11 protein-coding genes are annotated in these 15,003 nt (G+C 44.7%); 5 read left to right on the top strand and 6 right to left on the bottom strand.

Annotated elements, in window-relative coordinates; all coding sequences use genetic code 11:
* Positions 1 to 8: 8 nt before the first annotated feature.
* From BN3912_RS09470 to BN3912_RS09440, 6 genes are all read right to left on the bottom strand, one after another.
* Entirely contained in the window at positions 9 to 899 is an 891-nt protein-coding gene (locus tag BN3912_RS09470) for an alpha-1,2-fucosyltransferase (protein WP_023983482.1), read from the bottom strand.
* Positions 890 to 2,422 carry a lipopolysaccharide biosynthesis protein gene (locus BN3912_RS09465; RefSeq protein WP_023983483.1) on the bottom strand — a complete coding sequence of 511 codons (1,533 nt, stop codon included), beginning with the start codon at positions 2,420 to 2,422 and terminating at the stop codon, positions 890 to 892. The genes BN3912_RS09470 and BN3912_RS09465 overlap by 10 nt, the downstream gene beginning before the upstream one ends.
* Positions 2,423 to 3,614: 1,192 nt before the next feature.
* Positions 3,615 to 4,073 (bottom strand): hypothetical protein, encoded by a 459-nt coding sequence (locus BN3912_RS09455; RefSeq protein ID WP_023983486.1) that lies wholly within the window; start codon positions 4,071 to 4,073, stop codon positions 3,615 to 3,617.
* Between the two features lie 321 nt (positions 4,074 to 4,394).
* Positions 4,395 to 4,904 carry a nitroreductase family protein gene (locus BN3912_RS09450; RefSeq protein ID WP_023983487.1) on the bottom strand — a complete coding sequence of 170 codons (510 nt, stop codon included), beginning with the start codon at positions 4,902 to 4,904 and terminating at the stop codon, positions 4,395 to 4,397.
* 61 nt (positions 4,905 to 4,965) lie between these two features.
* Entirely contained in the window at positions 4,966 to 5,280 is a 315-nt protein-coding gene (locus BN3912_RS09445) for a hypothetical protein (protein WP_023983488.1), read from the bottom strand.
* 5 nt (positions 5,281 to 5,285) lie between these two features.
* Positions 5,286 to 6,899: a hypothetical protein gene (locus BN3912_RS09440; RefSeq protein ID WP_051403420.1), complete on the bottom strand. Its 1,614-nt coding sequence runs from the start codon at positions 6,897 to 6,899 to the stop codon at positions 5,286 to 5,288.
* Between the two features lie 747 nt (positions 6,900 to 7,646).
* On the opposite strand from BN3912_RS09440, the gene BN3912_RS09435 reads away from it, so the two are divergent.
* The 5 genes from BN3912_RS09435 (at position 7,647) to BN3912_RS09415 (ending at position 14,970) form a co-directional block, all read left to right on the top strand.
* Positions 7,647 to 10,376 (top strand): TonB-dependent receptor, encoded by a 2,730-nt coding sequence (locus BN3912_RS09435; protein ID WP_023983490.1) that lies wholly within the window; start codon positions 7,647 to 7,649, stop codon positions 10,374 to 10,376.
* Complete coding sequence (locus tag BN3912_RS09430; protein WP_004369989.1) at positions 10,373 to 10,753, top strand: hypothetical protein; 381 nt, start codon at positions 10,373 to 10,375, stop codon at positions 10,751 to 10,753. The genes BN3912_RS09435 and BN3912_RS09430 overlap by 4 nt, the downstream gene beginning before the upstream one ends.
* 3 nt (positions 10,754 to 10,756) lie before the next feature.
* Positions 10,757 to 12,268: a DUF6850 family outer membrane beta-barrel protein gene (locus BN3912_RS09425; RefSeq protein ID WP_004369987.1), complete on the top strand. Its 1,512-nt coding sequence runs from the start codon at positions 10,757 to 10,759 to the stop codon at positions 12,266 to 12,268.
* A 49-nt stretch (positions 12,269 to 12,317) separates the two neighbouring features.
* Positions 12,318 to 13,562, top strand: coding sequence for a DUF4876 domain-containing protein (locus tag BN3912_RS09420; protein ID WP_036859004.1), 1,245 nt, complete (start codon positions 12,318 to 12,320; stop codon positions 13,560 to 13,562).
* Positions 13,563 to 13,725: 163 nt separating this feature from the next.
* On the top strand, positions 13,726 to 14,970 hold the full coding sequence (locus BN3912_RS09415) for a DUF4876 domain-containing protein (protein WP_004369984.1): 1,245 nt from the start codon (positions 13,726 to 13,728) through the stop codon (positions 14,968 to 14,970).
* The last annotated feature ends 33 nt before the right edge of the window (positions 14,971 to 15,003 follow it).

Below are 15,003 nucleotides of genomic sequence, written 5' to 3'. Positions count from 1 at the left end.
ATCACTTTTTATGAAGATAATTTAATCCAAGTATCCGGATAAACATCTCTTATAACAACTCCTTTAATAAACTCCTTTGGACAGATTGTTATTGAATTGTGGAAAATACTCAGCCATGCTCCCCACCAAGAAAAGGTACTATTCGCAATTATATGATGTTTGCATTGAGAAATAAGAAACATATCGCGCCAAGATTTTTCACCACAATTGCAATCAACAAAAATAAAATTATTTTTCAAAAATGTTGTTTTACACCACCCAATATCATCAGAGAAGACATAAAACGTTGGATTTTCGATTCGTTGATAGATTTCATCTATCGCTTTGTGATAATATTCAAGCGTTGCAACCCCTCCAAACTGAAAATAAGAATATTCGTTAGCACCAACATAATCTCCTCGCCTTATATGCAAAGAGACACTATTAATATCATTATGTATTAGAGAGTAAAACTCATAAAAATCAATATCTTTAATTTCATCATCTATTTTAAATGAAAAAGTATTTTTTATTTCTTGCAAAATTTCTGTATAATATTTTTCACTATGCCAACCACCAACGAAATAATTTAATCCCCATCTCGAAACTCTTGGTAACAAACTCGCCGTATAATCATAATTCCTTGGTTCTCTTATAATATGTATTCCCAAACTATTTAACTTTTTCCTCAATTTAGGTATTCCATCAAAAATATCATATATCTTACTGAGCAATTTGCTAAAGATACCTTTTTCATATTTAATCCCAAAAACCTTATCAAGTTCAGAACCATTATGAAAACCTGTAGAAACATTGTGGAAAATACAATGACAACGACTACCGCTTTTCCGTTTAGCTAAATAGAAAGCATATTGTGACATCTGGTTCCCCAAACCATTAAAAATAACAACTATATCCATTTTCTCATAAAATATAATTTAGAAAACATGATATTTTTTATCCATTTTTTTTCCGACATATCCAAGAGATAGAAATAAGAAAATCCTCCGACACTAAACATTCCAAGTATTCCTACAAGCAATAACCTGCAGAACGTTTCTTCCCTTAGTATAAGATGCATCAAATAACCAAGAAATAAAGCTATACAGCTTATAAAAAACAATCTAAATATTACTCGAATGAAAAATGCGACAACAGGAAAACATACTTTTTTTGATAAATAAAGAAAATTAGCAAGCAAGAAAAAAGATTGTAAGAATATACTTACCCATAAACATAATTCCGGCTTATGAATAAAATGCAAAAGCACATAACAAACAGGAATATATAACAACATAACAAAAGTGCTAAATATCTGATATTTTTTTATATCTCCATTAGCAAGATATAATGCCCCATATCCCTGAGCCAATGTGCTGATAATACATAAAATAATCATTAACCGAACGAACAATACGGTATAATCAGGGAAAGTGCCTAACCATAGGTATAATAAATAATGCGTCTCACACAACAAAGGAACAGCAATTAAAAGCATGATGACACCTTGAAATTTCACTTGTTCCCAAGTTAACTTTATTGCCTTATCTGTGTTTCCTGAAGCAAATTCTTTTGTTATTTGAGGATTAAATGGAACACCAATATTAGAACCAAACTGAGAAACTAAAGCCATTATTTGATTAGCAATACCCAATGCTGCATTATAAACTAACCCAAAAAAAATATTAACTAAAATATTTCCTCCCTGATCTTTCAATATGCCTGCTGCTGTTCCAATACCAATCCATATAGAAAATGAGAAAATTTTTTTTAATATTTCTCTATCTAACAAGAACTTATTCTTTACATTCTTAAAACAACACTTACAGTAAAGACCATATCCGAATCTATCAATAATAGCTATTATAACAAGTAAAAAAGCATAAAGCCGGAGCGCATTACTACCGAAAAAAGGTAACACTAACACTATTACCAACTTACCTACTGACACAAACATCCCCATGATCGCATAAAATCCCATCTTTTCATAGGCCATGACAAGTGATGTATATGGAAGAGCATACATATCCATCACAAAAACAAATAGCGAACAATAGTAAACAAAATATGCATCACCTAACTTCTCATACGGAATATTCAATTGAGATCGAATAAACCATGGACCAATAACTGCTCCAAGAATTGCAATTCCTATCGCAAACAATAATAATACAGTTAGTATTGTTGAAAAAGTCCTTCTTAGTTTATCTTCATTTCCAGTACCTAACTCATAAGTAATAAACCTGACAGAAGTTCCTGTTATAGCCGATGTTAGTATGCCTAATAAAGCGACAAAACCTCCCACAAGATTATATAATCCAAAATCTTCAACCCCTAAAGTCCGTAAAATAACCCTACTTGTATAAAGCGAAATAAAAAGAGTTACAATCATTCGAATATTAAGAGATAAGGCGTTTTTAGCTAACCGATTTGTTGAAGACATCAAATACTTAGAACTTAATTTATTTTTACTTTAGGTCATTTAAATTCATACATATTCTCCTACACTATACGATTTCCTATCAGGTGAGGACATCTTTTTTGCATCCATAAGATCGGATAATATAAAACTAACATTATCACCATGCTGAACAAAATCCTCCATCACAAAGAATCAGAAAGCCATAAAGGACTCACATGTTTCAAAATAGACTTTAGATAGACTACCGTTACCCGATGTAATCCCATAATGACGACGGTACCTGATGATAACACTATAATGAATTTAACTCCATATTTATTTAAAAGAGATGACAAACATATTGTCATGAATATTCCAAAAAAGCATGGATATAATATAACCACGCATAATTACCAAACAAACGTAAATAACGACACATAAGGTATTATTAGTGTCTTAAGACTTTTCTTTAACAATGCATGAACTCCACTCTTATCTTAAAGAGAAAACCAGAAATAAAGAAAAAAGAGGCATGTGAAAACTATATATCAAATTTCTATACCCCCATTCTACAGAATCTTTATCGTAAAGCTTATACCCTAATACCACAAGGTAAACGGCAAACACTTTTGCCCAATCAATCCAATTGATATGTTTTTCTATCATATTTTTGTATGGTAATTCGTACATCTCTTTCTTCTGTCTCTCATCTTTAGCAAATACTTTAAATTTATTAAATAAAAATATAAGTAACAGCCAAAATATATTTTAACTTCATCTCCACAATTCCCTACGCCTTCCCCTCCTCGCCTTGACTTACGAGTTATCTACATGATGGATATGACGCAACGACTGCTGTAGTTAAGATACCGCATCTGAGACGATCAAGAGCTTTATATGGTGCATTCCTCGGGTGCAACTGCCAAGAGTTCAGACTGTTGCCTTTTAGATTTTTTTCCTTTATACCCCCTCTCTAATCGGTCTCGCAGAATTGTAAATACGAGTCACATTACAAGTGCAAAGTTATAAAAAAATTGTGACATTTGCCATCATCAAATGCTTTTTTCTTTATTTCCGCACGCAATATTTGTCTTATCCATAAAAAGTTACGCAGAAAACTCATACAAATATCCCCCTTGTTTATAGATAAAAAACAACAAAAACTACAAAAAAACAACAGGCACCACCCTTTCAAAAGGAGTAACACCTGCCGATTTCCACATATAAAACAATACTATTTCTTGTGATACACTACTGCCTGATTCTCATCTACGACCTCATCTCCGAGCTTAACCTGTGTTATCGTTCCGGCAGCCTCGTCTACTTTCAACTCTATCAACAAGGGAGAAGTGTTAGATTGCGGCAATGTGATACGCAAAAGCGGTGCGGCATAAGTATATGTAGCGGTAACAGTGGTCTCATTCTCCCTCTTTGAATTATTTGAACCCGAACCATTTCCACTTTCTGTCCGCAACTTGTATCCCGATGTTACCAATACTTCAGTAGTAGAAATAAACTCTAATCTGCCCCAATGACGTTCGTGTTTAACGAAACTTCTATTATCTGTTTTCTCGAAACTCCATACAGTTTTCACTAACGAATTTGTTGCCTGCGACATGTCTTCATCATGGTTACTACACGCTATCAAACTGAAAACAACGGCTACCAAAGCCAATAAACTTTTTACTCTCATAATTTTAAATTTTCTATTTATGCGATGCAAAGGTACGGAAAAAGGTCGATATCTACGGCAATAATACAATTATTAAGTCATTTTTTATAAATAATGTTTCACTACATAGCCGATTTACAATATCTGCCAGCTCTCACCGATAGCATAATGAAGCTTGCCCGCAGCATCTGTTTACCCTACCGATTGCATTCGGTTCCTGCAAACAGGGCACATCTCTCATCGATTAACTTCCGTTAACCTAATGCCCTGTCAACCGATAAGCATGCATTTACGAGTGCATCCCATCCTTTATATGCACCTTTATCCCTGCAACCGCTTATCTCATCTTACCGATACAAGTTCGTCGATATCTTTTCTCGATGTAAATTTATCGGGCCGACTGTTCACATACCCTATCGGAACGATGGCCACGGGATATTCGTCTGTACCCAACCGAAAATTGGTTTTCAGCTGCTGCACATCGAAGTTACATACCCAACAGCTGCCCAATCCCTGATCGGTAGCTGCCAGACAAACATGTTCGGTGGCGATGGCGGCATCGATATCAGCATGATTTTTCCCATCGAAACTGCGCACCCAAGCCTCCGATACCTTCGTATATATAATAATGTATAGGGGAGCCTGTACGAACCAATCCCGCGGATAGCACTGTTGCACGAGGCACCTTGCCTCGTCGCTCTGCGCCACAATAAACCGCCAAGGCTGGTGGTTGACCGCCGAAGGCGCCCGCCTCGCACACTCAAGAATATAGTCCACCTTTTCTTGTTCCACCGCTTTGGGCGAATAGTCTCTCGCCGAATAACGCTTTCTTACCAATTCCAAAAAGTCCATATCGTTGTATTTTAAGTTTTTCTTTGTCAAAATGCGGTTTATAAATAGAAGCCCAATAGGTTTACGGAACATACGTATCGGCCTCTTCATTTTCTTTCCAAGGTACCTTAGCACCCTTCTTTATCACTCGCAAAGCAGGCTGGAAACCGTAAAGTTTGTTCCTGAAAGGAAACTCCACGCCGAGCTCTGTCGAGTATCCAACCTTGCTCTTCGTGCCTTCAGAATATCTCCCAATATAATCGGAAAGTACGACACCTCCCTTTATAAATGGCCCCGGGCCATTCTTTATATAATCGGTATTATCGCCTCCGAATATCTGTGCACGCCCTGCCAAGGGCAAGAAAATCAACAAAACAGCAAAAATAAAACTTTTCATGCGTATTAAAGTTGATGAGTATCGATAGATATTAACTTGGAACCGCATAGCAGAAACAACACTCCACCCTGCATTGCGGCGGCCTGCACATCGAGAGTAACATGCCCGACCGTACTGCCCGACGGTCTTATAATCCAGAAGTCATAACCTTTCTTCTCTCTCTTTCCAACGAAACAGCAGTCGCCATAGCGCTCATATACCCGATAGAAGTTATCGGCAGAATAGTCGTCTGTAATCTTCAATTGCCTATTGATACAGAACATTTTGCTCTTATCGGTAATCACAATACAGCGGTCTTCGGTGTTAAAAAGCGGTGTCGGTGCAGCATCACCCTCACGATAGGCGTAGATAGTATCTTGCGGCACCACGATTATTCTGCCGTAGGCTTTCACGTTCCACGGCCGAACGTGTGCCACGGTGTCTCCCAATGTCTGATACGCTATACTGTCATCAAACACGCTGAACACCCCGTCGGGCGACACAGCCGTACCTGCTGCCGCTTTCTTTTGGGCTGCATAACAGACGGTATTACGCCGTTCACCCGTCATCATATCGAACGATGAAAGCGACGGAACGCCCATCGGCTTCTTAAAGCCGCTGGCTTTCAGTCCGTAACCTTTATTGAGCAGATACAACGTTTCGCCTCTTGAAAACAGTTGTGATGCCCCCAAAGCCCCATGCGGAAAGCCATACGACCACACCACATTCAGGCGGTTGTCGAAACAATACAGGCTGTCGCGGTCGGAAACATAGCTATATTCGCCTCTTTGGAAGATATTCGATTTGAGATGCGACACTGCAAATTGGTTCACGTTCGGTATATAGTAGGCAGCATATCCTGCCATGCCACCCATTAATCCACCCGCTATACCCATGGCAAGTCCCGCCATAAATGCCTTTCCCGTCTCGGTGTAACCGGTTCGCGCACGGTGTGTTTTATATTCACCTGTAAGGAGATCGATCAGCATTAGATGGTCATTCATCACCAACACCGACGACTTACCCACACGCCTTGCACCATTCCAGCCCCAATTCGTGTCATGCGAAGCCTTCAGTTCCCAAAGCATTTCGCCCGTACTTAGCCGCAATGCACGCAATTTACCCGAGGTTACAGACTTATACCCCACCGCCACGTCCAAACTGTCGTCTACCATCAGCAGTGCGAGTTTGTTCTTCCATTTCTCCTGTTGTGTACGCGGATCGAGCATTCGCAGCGTATTTCCGTTGCTCAACAGCAGTCCCTGTCGTGTCCACATCATATCTTTGTCTCGGATTACACCCACTTCCATGAACGATACGGAGTAATCATCGGGCATCTTCCCGCCCAAGTATGTACCGGTCGTCCCTATCGGTCGTTCCCACAGCATCTGCCGCATGCGCATGTCGTACATGCAAAGTTTCCACGTGCCTGAGCCTTTGCGCGCACCGCGAAACAATCTTACGGCCAGCAGACCACCATCGGGTGAGAGCGAAAAAGAATATCCCTGACTTCCGAAGTCTGCATACGGAGCTTTCAGAGGAGTGCCGTCCGGCATTTCTGCAAACGCTATAGAGTCGCCCTGTGCATGTGTGCCGAGAGTAAACAGCAGATAAAATAAAATCGACAAATATTTTTTCATCGCGGATAACATTTCATATTAATAAGTGCTACAAAAATAGTTTTTCCCTGTCAAAATAGCAAGTCATAACAAATAAATCTTACAAATAGCAGTAAAAATAATTTGTATTATGAAGGAAAGAGGATGGATTAAGGAGGAACGTTTAACAGCTATATTATCGGGACTCTGCTTGCCTAAGTTCCCTTGTGCCATTCGGTTATTGTGATACGCGTACAAAAAGATGTGCAAGTTAGGTCGTTACAGTTCAACCGAAGTAACTACCTGCAAAGCATAGAGGCGCTGCCTAAGCCTGTTAGCAATACTACCTGAAGCCGACAGACATGCCTTCTAACGACAATACACATAACATATTCTCAACCTACAGATTATAAATAAAACACAAACACCATACTTCTCTCCTTAGTAAAGGGAGGTTGTTAGGGGATGAAACATGATAACCGAAAGCCATCCATCCCCTCTCCATCTCCCCTTTCCAAGGCGAGAAGTACGGTTAGACTGCAAATAGTTTTCATTTAGAACACTGAATAAAAACATTTTTACAAGCAATTTACCCATCTTCCGCAAGGCACTCCCCTCCTTTGGAGGGGTTGGGGGAGGTCCACACTCTTCCCTCCTCTCTAATCCATCACCTACACCCCCCTCCTTCGGAGGGGCAGAGGGAGGTTCACAAAATGCCTACTTTTAGGTATTGCATTCTTACAAAACAATCCGTATCTTTGCAAATTCGAAGAAAAGAATGTCATAGGGATGCCTAAAATCAAGTTATTCATCGCACTCTGTCTATACTGTCAGCTTGGCTTTTCACAGGCAACTACGGGCGGTGTCGTACTCGAACGTGCCACGAAACAACCCATCGTAGGAGCAACGGTTACACCGGAAAACTCAAAAAATATACTGGCCATCACCGATATTGCAGGGCATTTTACACTGAAAAACGCGGCGGGCAAGCTCATCAAAATATCCTACTTAGGTTATAAACCCATCGTGGCAAAAGCCTCGGCCAATGCGGTTTACTACATGGTAGAAGACTCCAACGCCCTCGGAGAAGTAGTTGTAACGGCGCAAGAATCGCACGGTTTAGCCAGTGCCTCCACCATCCGTCGCCACGCCATGGAGCATCTACAGCCATCGAGCTTTGCCGATTTGCTCGAACTTCTGCCCGGCGGGCGCGCCAGTGATCCCTCTCTAAGCACGCCGAATACCATCCATTTACGCGAAGTTCCCATTGCCAGCAGCAACTATTCCACCTCTTCGCTCGGCACACAGTTCGTAATCGACGGCGCTCCCATCAGCACCAACGCTAACATGCAATACCTTACGGGAGCCTACGACCGGCAGTCTACCTCGCGCGATTTTACCAACGAGGGCGTAGACATGCGCAGCATATCGACCGACGATATACAGGATGTAGAAATCGTGCGCGGCATTCCGTCGGCCGAATACGGTGACCTAACGAGCGGACTTGTCAAAATAAGACGCTTAAAGGGTGGGAATAACATCGTTGCAAGGTTTAAAGCAGACATGGATTCGAAACTCTTTTATATCTCGAAAGGCATGGAATGGCAGAATAGACGGCTCTCTCTCAACCTCAGCGCCGACTATTTAGACAGCAAAAACGATCCGCGCAACCTGCTCGAAACCTACAAACGCCTCACATTCTCCGCCCGTCTGAACAAGCAATGGCTCACCGATAAGTGGGACGCAGACGCAGGTTTGAACTTAGACTACGGCGGTTCGTTCGACGATGACAAGGTAGATCCCGAGATTAACTACGGCGGAGTAGACAGATACAAGTCCGAATACAACCGTTATGCAGCCAATCTGTCGCTGAATTTCAGCCGCAGGAACAGGCGAAGTTTTTTCCGGCGTGCCGAAATGGTGGCCGCTTTTTCTTTTGAAAAAGACATAACCGAGCGCACAAGACTGGTGCAGTTGAGCGGCGAAACACCTGCTGCAACGACGATGACCGACGGCGAAAGCGACGCCGTTCTTATCTCTCCTTACACCTACACCGCCACTCAAAAGGTAGATGGACGCCCCCTTAACCTTTACATAAAGGCAAATGCCACGTTCAGCATGCCCCTCAAGAGCATCTCCAACCTGCTGCTGTTGGGCGCAGACTTCCGGTTAGACAAGAATATGGGCGACGGACAGGTGTTCGACCAGCTGCATCCGCTCTATCCGGGTGTATCGGGCAGGCCTCGTAAATATTCCGATGTGCCTGCATCGCACGAGCTTTCGTTCTTCGCAGAAGAACGCTTCGGCACTAACATCGGGCGCAACAAACTGGAGATTGAGGCCGGTGTACGGGCGCAAACTATGCTCCGTCTGCCCGACAACCGCGCATTGAGCGGCAAGTATTACCTCGATCCGCGCGTTAACATCGGGTGGACTTTCCCCGCCATACGCATGGCCCGTCGCAACATGTTTTTCACCATAGCGGGCGGTATTGGGCAACATACCAAGTTTCCAACGGTCGATCAGCTCTATCCGGACAAGGCTTACATGGACCTGACCGAACTGAATTACTACCATCCGGTAAAGGCCTATCGCCGCATTTACCTGCAAACATACGTCATCGATCCCACAAACACGCAACTCAAAGCGGCCCGAAACCTGAAATGGGAGGTACGCACAGATGTGAATTGGGGCGGAAACAGGCTCACCGTAACCTACTTCCGCGAGGACATGAAGTCGGGTTTTCGCAGCATGAACAGCTATTCACCTTATTTATATAAGGAGTATATTACCGATGGAATAGATGCCAACAAACTCACGGCACCGCCTGATGTGGCCACGCTTCCCTATAATGTACATAACAGTCTGCGCGGTCATTACATCATTTCCAACGGTAGTCGGACGCTGAAGCGGGGCATCGAGTACACTCTTTCTACCATCCGTTTCCCCATTATCAACACCCGACTGACAATCAACGGCGCATGGTTCCGCACCGAATACCACAACTCGTTGCCCATTATGTACAAACCGTCGCGCATCATCGGGGGACAAGAGGTCGAAGTCGTAGGCATTTATAAAGACGACGACGGCTACATACGCGAGATGACCAACACCAATTTCACTTTCGATACGGACATCCCGAAGCTCAAACTGGGCTTCTCGGTATCGGCGCAGTGCCTTTGGATGACCGCCCGACAGTCTATGCGGAAGCAGAACGAGCCCGAACAATACATGGATTCCGACGGCAATTTGCATCCTTTCACGCCTGCCGACCGCACCGATTCGCGCCTCCGACTGCTCATACGCGATTATAACGAGGCTGCATTCGAGCGCGAGACAGTGCCTTTCAGCATGAACCTAAACCTGAAAGCCACAAAGAAATTGCTGAACGATAAGCTCATGGTAGCCCTCTTTGTGAATAAACTATGGGATGCACACCCCGACTATGAGCGTAGAAACTTTGTCATCCGAAGGTACGTAACGCCCTACTTCGGCCTCGAAATGAACGTAAAGATATGAAGAAGATATTACAAACGGCACTCTTGCTCGCCATGCTTTCGGCACTTATCAGCGCCTGTCATGCCGATAACGACGACTATTATACCACGGCTGTCATCACCATTAATGTGCCCGACAGCTTCACTGTGGTGCGCATGCAAGGCACGGTTACACTCAGCAACACCAGCAACAAACAAACCTACTCCTCGTCTTTGTTCCAAGGAACCTCGGTTTCCATCGACGTGCTGCGTGGCGCCTACGCCCTTAGCGGCGAGGGTACGGTGCTGCTGCGCAGTAGCGGCGGTACGGAAAGAGTGGCCAATTTCAGAGTGTCGTCAAGCTATTTGGAACTCGTACAGCACCCCTCTGCGGTGTCGACAGACATCATATTCATGTAGAAAATGAACGGAATACGCCTCATCATCATAGCCTTGGCAATGCAGACAAGTGCTGCTTTCGCCTCCGTGGCAGACACTACGGCCGCCGTAGAACATTACTCTCTGTGGCACGATGTGCTACAGGAAAGCCGTCAGAACCCCGTTTTCATGCTCGATGCCTACGCCCGTTCTTATTCCGAATTAGGCCTCTACGCCGATTACAAGCACGCCAACCGACCGTTACTCTACGAAGTCGGCAAGGGCAATTTGCTGTGGGGAGCCGCCGCAAAGTCGTATATACGCCTCTCAAAGCGTACATCTGTATGGGGCAGTGCTTCATATAGAACGGGTAGGAAGTATGCCGTGAAGTGGAATTCTACCTCTGATTACCTGCTGCTTCGCCCGTATGTGATGGGCGACACGCTGGGCGGAGACCTTCACAACGAACGTTATACCTTCTCAGGAGGCTATGCCGTGCAACTCGGAAAGCTGGCCTTGGGGGCCTCCATCGACTTCCGAGCCGAACATGAATACCGAACTACCGATCCCCGAATGCGCGGTATCTCGACCGACATGACGCTCCGAGGGGGCGCAAAGTATGCATTAGGCGACTATGAAGCTGGCATCGGAGTGGGCGGAACATTCTATAAACAGACCAATGACGTTAAGTTTTTCCGCGAAGCAGGCGTCATTCCCGAGTATCAGATGAGCGGTCTGGGAGCCGACTACGAACGCTTTTCGGGCAGCAACAGGTCGGCCTATTACAAATCCACAGGCGTTCTAACCGACATAGCCCTACGGCCTATCGCCGACAGGAGTGGCATCTATGTTACCGCAAACTACCGTTTTGCACCCTACAAACGTATCTTACCATCGCTCAATTCGTTACCGCTATCTACGCTATACCTAACGGACGGCGCCGTTACTGCAGGCTGGAAACACGAAGGCAACATCGGTTGGAGCGTCTTCGGCGGTATCTCTCACGAAGGTAGGAAAGGCGACGAGCATATCGCGGGCAGCCCTTCGGGCTCGGAATACCGTACTATCGCCACGCTCACCATGTACCACAGTCGGCTGAACGACTACCACGCAGGGGGCGCATGCAGCCTCGGCAGCGGTACCGGCCTTACCATTGAACTGCGCGGGGGGTATCAGGATTTCGCTTCAGATTATGTTTCTCCGGAGCGCAAAATGTCGTTCTCGAAGGCTTACGGAGCACTCGATGCACAATGGATAAGGGCATTCGGCAACATTACACAGCTTGTTTGGAACCTGCATACCGCTTTCTATGCCAACACCCGCAAGGCTATAACGATGCCATATGCCACGATGGACGAGGCAAGAACGGATCTTGTGAACCACACTTACGAGGCTCTAACCGCCAATTATGCCGTTGCCGGCACCGACGTTCGCCTGTTTTTTGCACCCAAGAAGTGGAAAGGATACGGCGCGTTCGTATCGTTTTCGGGCGGATATACGGGCAACGAAACCTACCACAGCCTGTCGCTAAAATGCTCGGCAGGCATCACATTCTAAAACAGATATATAATTTCTACATAAAAAATAAACCAAATAAATAAAGAAAATGATTAAAAAATTTTTAGCATTCACAATGGCCATCGTAGCCATGAGTATGGTATTCGTAGCTTGTAGCGACGACAACAAGACCGAACCCGAAGTATCTGTCAGACACGCTCTTACGCTCGACCTGCCGTTGAACGTACAGGCAGGCACGCTGACCGATGCAAAAGCCGTGTTTACTAATGTAAATACAAAGGCGGCATACACACTTTCCAACTTCAAAAAAGCAGGCACACAGTTCGCCGACACGCTGACTCTGCCGGCGGGAACCTATACCATCGAAGTGCACGGAAACGTAACCTATCAGCTCAACGGAGAAACGGTAAAATCGCCGGTAAGGGCGGTGAAGGAAAACGTACGCATAGACCAAGCGTCACCGAATGCCGCCATAGGCAGCACAACCGTGGCTCTCAGCACTTATAACGCTCAAGACGGCTTCGTTATTTCCGAGATATTCTTCACCGGAACACTCACTCCGGATGGCAAACAATACAGTTATGACCAATATATAAAGATAGGTAATAACAGCGACACGGTAATGTATGCCGACGGACTTGCCATTGCCGAGTCTGCATTCCTTACCGTTCAGAAGCAAAACTACACCCCTGATTTGATGAATCAGGCTATGACTGTCAGCTCTCTGTACGTTATTCCGGGCAGCGGAAAGGAACATCCGGTGAAGCCGGGAGAAGAACTTGTGCTTGCTTTGAATGCCAAAAACCACAAAGAGATCAATAGTAATTCGATTGATTTAAGTAAAGCTGACTTCGAATTTTATGATAAGTCGAGCAATCCGAACATAACTGACGACGACAATCCCGATGTGCCTAACCTGCTTAGCTGGACTACCTCAAGCGCCACTTTTTTCACTCTACACAACAGAGGCTTTAAGGCTTACGCCATTGCAAGGCCGCAAGTAGACCAAGAAACCTACACTTCGAAATACGCATACGATTACAAGTGGACATATACCTTTAAGGGGAACTCTTATCCGATGAAGAGAAATGCTTGCTTCCTGCCCAACACTTGGATCATCGATGCGGTGAACTTGAGTGTTACTTCAATGTATCAATGGGGCGTAGTTGCCGCAACTCTCGATGCCGGATGGTCGCATTGTGGCTCCACAGACCACGATAAAACACGCTATGGCAAGGCTGTTGTGCGTAAAAAGTCGGGCAACAAATGGACAGACACCAACAATTCGACCAACGACTTCGAGGCGGATGCCAAGCCTACACTGTTTAAATAACGGCGGCATACGGCATATATAAGCCGGACATACGGTACATGTAAGGCTGTTACATGTGCCGTATGATTTTTACAGGCAGCAGACGGCACGACAACATTCCGACCACTCCGTTGCCTTTAGGCATCATTTCAACAATAACAAACAAATCAAACAAGTAAAATAAATGAAAAGTAAAATCTTAGCATTCATAATAGCTTTCGTGGCTATGAATACGATCTTCATAGCCTGCAGCGACGACGACAAGACCGAACCCGAGGTATCTGTCAGGCATGCTCTTACGCTCGACCTGCCGTTGAATGTGCAGGCAGGCACGCTGACCGATGCAAAAGCCGTGTTTACCAATGTAAATACAAAGGCGACATACACACTCTCCAACTTCAAAAAAGCAGGCACACAGTTCGCCGACACACTGACTCTGCCGGCGGGAAACTATACCGTTGAGGTGCACGGAAACGTAACCTATCAGCTCAACGGCGAAACGGTAAAATCGCCGGTAAGAGCGGTGAAGGAGAATGTACGAATAAACCAAGCGCCCGAAAGCTCAGCTATAGGCAGCACGAACGTGGCTCTCAGCACTTATAACGCTCAAGACGGCTTCGTTATTTCCGAGATATTCTTCACCGGAACGCTCACTCCGGAAGGTAAACAATATACAGACGACCAATATATAAAGATAGGTAATAACAGCGACACGGTAATGTATGCCGACGGACTTGCCATTGCCGAGTCTGATTTTCTTACCGTCGATAAGCAGGATTATACCCCTGATCTGATGCAACAAGCTATGACCGTCAGTGCTCTATACGTCATTCCGGGCAGCGGGAAAGAACATCCGGTGAAGCCGGGAGAGGAACTTGTGCTCGCTATAGATGCCAAAAACCACAAGGAGTTCAATAAAAATTCGATAGATTTAAGTAAGGCTGACTTCGAATTCTATGATAAATCGAGCGATCCGAACATAAGTGATGACGATAATCCCAACGTGCCTAACCTGCTTAGCTGGACTACCTCGAGCGCCACTTACTTCTCTATGCACAACAGAGGCTTTAAGGCTTACGCCATTGCAAGGCCGCAAGTAGACCGCGAAACCTACACTTCGAAATACGTATATAATTACAAATGGACACTTACTTTCGACGGGGAGACCTATCCGATGGACAATGATGCCAACTTCCTGCCCAACACTTGGATCATTGATGCGGTAAATTTGAGCGTGGCTTCAGACTACCAATGGGGCGTAGTTGCCGCAACTCTCGATGCCGGATGGTCGCATTGCGGCTCCACAGACCAAGACCAATCGCGCTATGGCAAGGCTGTTGTGCGTAAAAAGTCGGGCAACAAATGGACAGATACCAACAATTCGACCAACGACTTCAATGCAGACGCCAAGCCTACACTGTTCAAGTAACAGCGACATGCGGCATATATAAACCGGATATAC

It is taken from the genome of Prevotella phocaeensis, from assembly GCF_900065875.1.
Taxonomy (GTDB): domain Bacteria; phylum Bacteroidota; class Bacteroidia; order Bacteroidales; family Bacteroidaceae; genus Prevotella; species Prevotella phocaeensis.
This window is presented reverse-complemented; position numbering and strand designations above follow the sequence as displayed.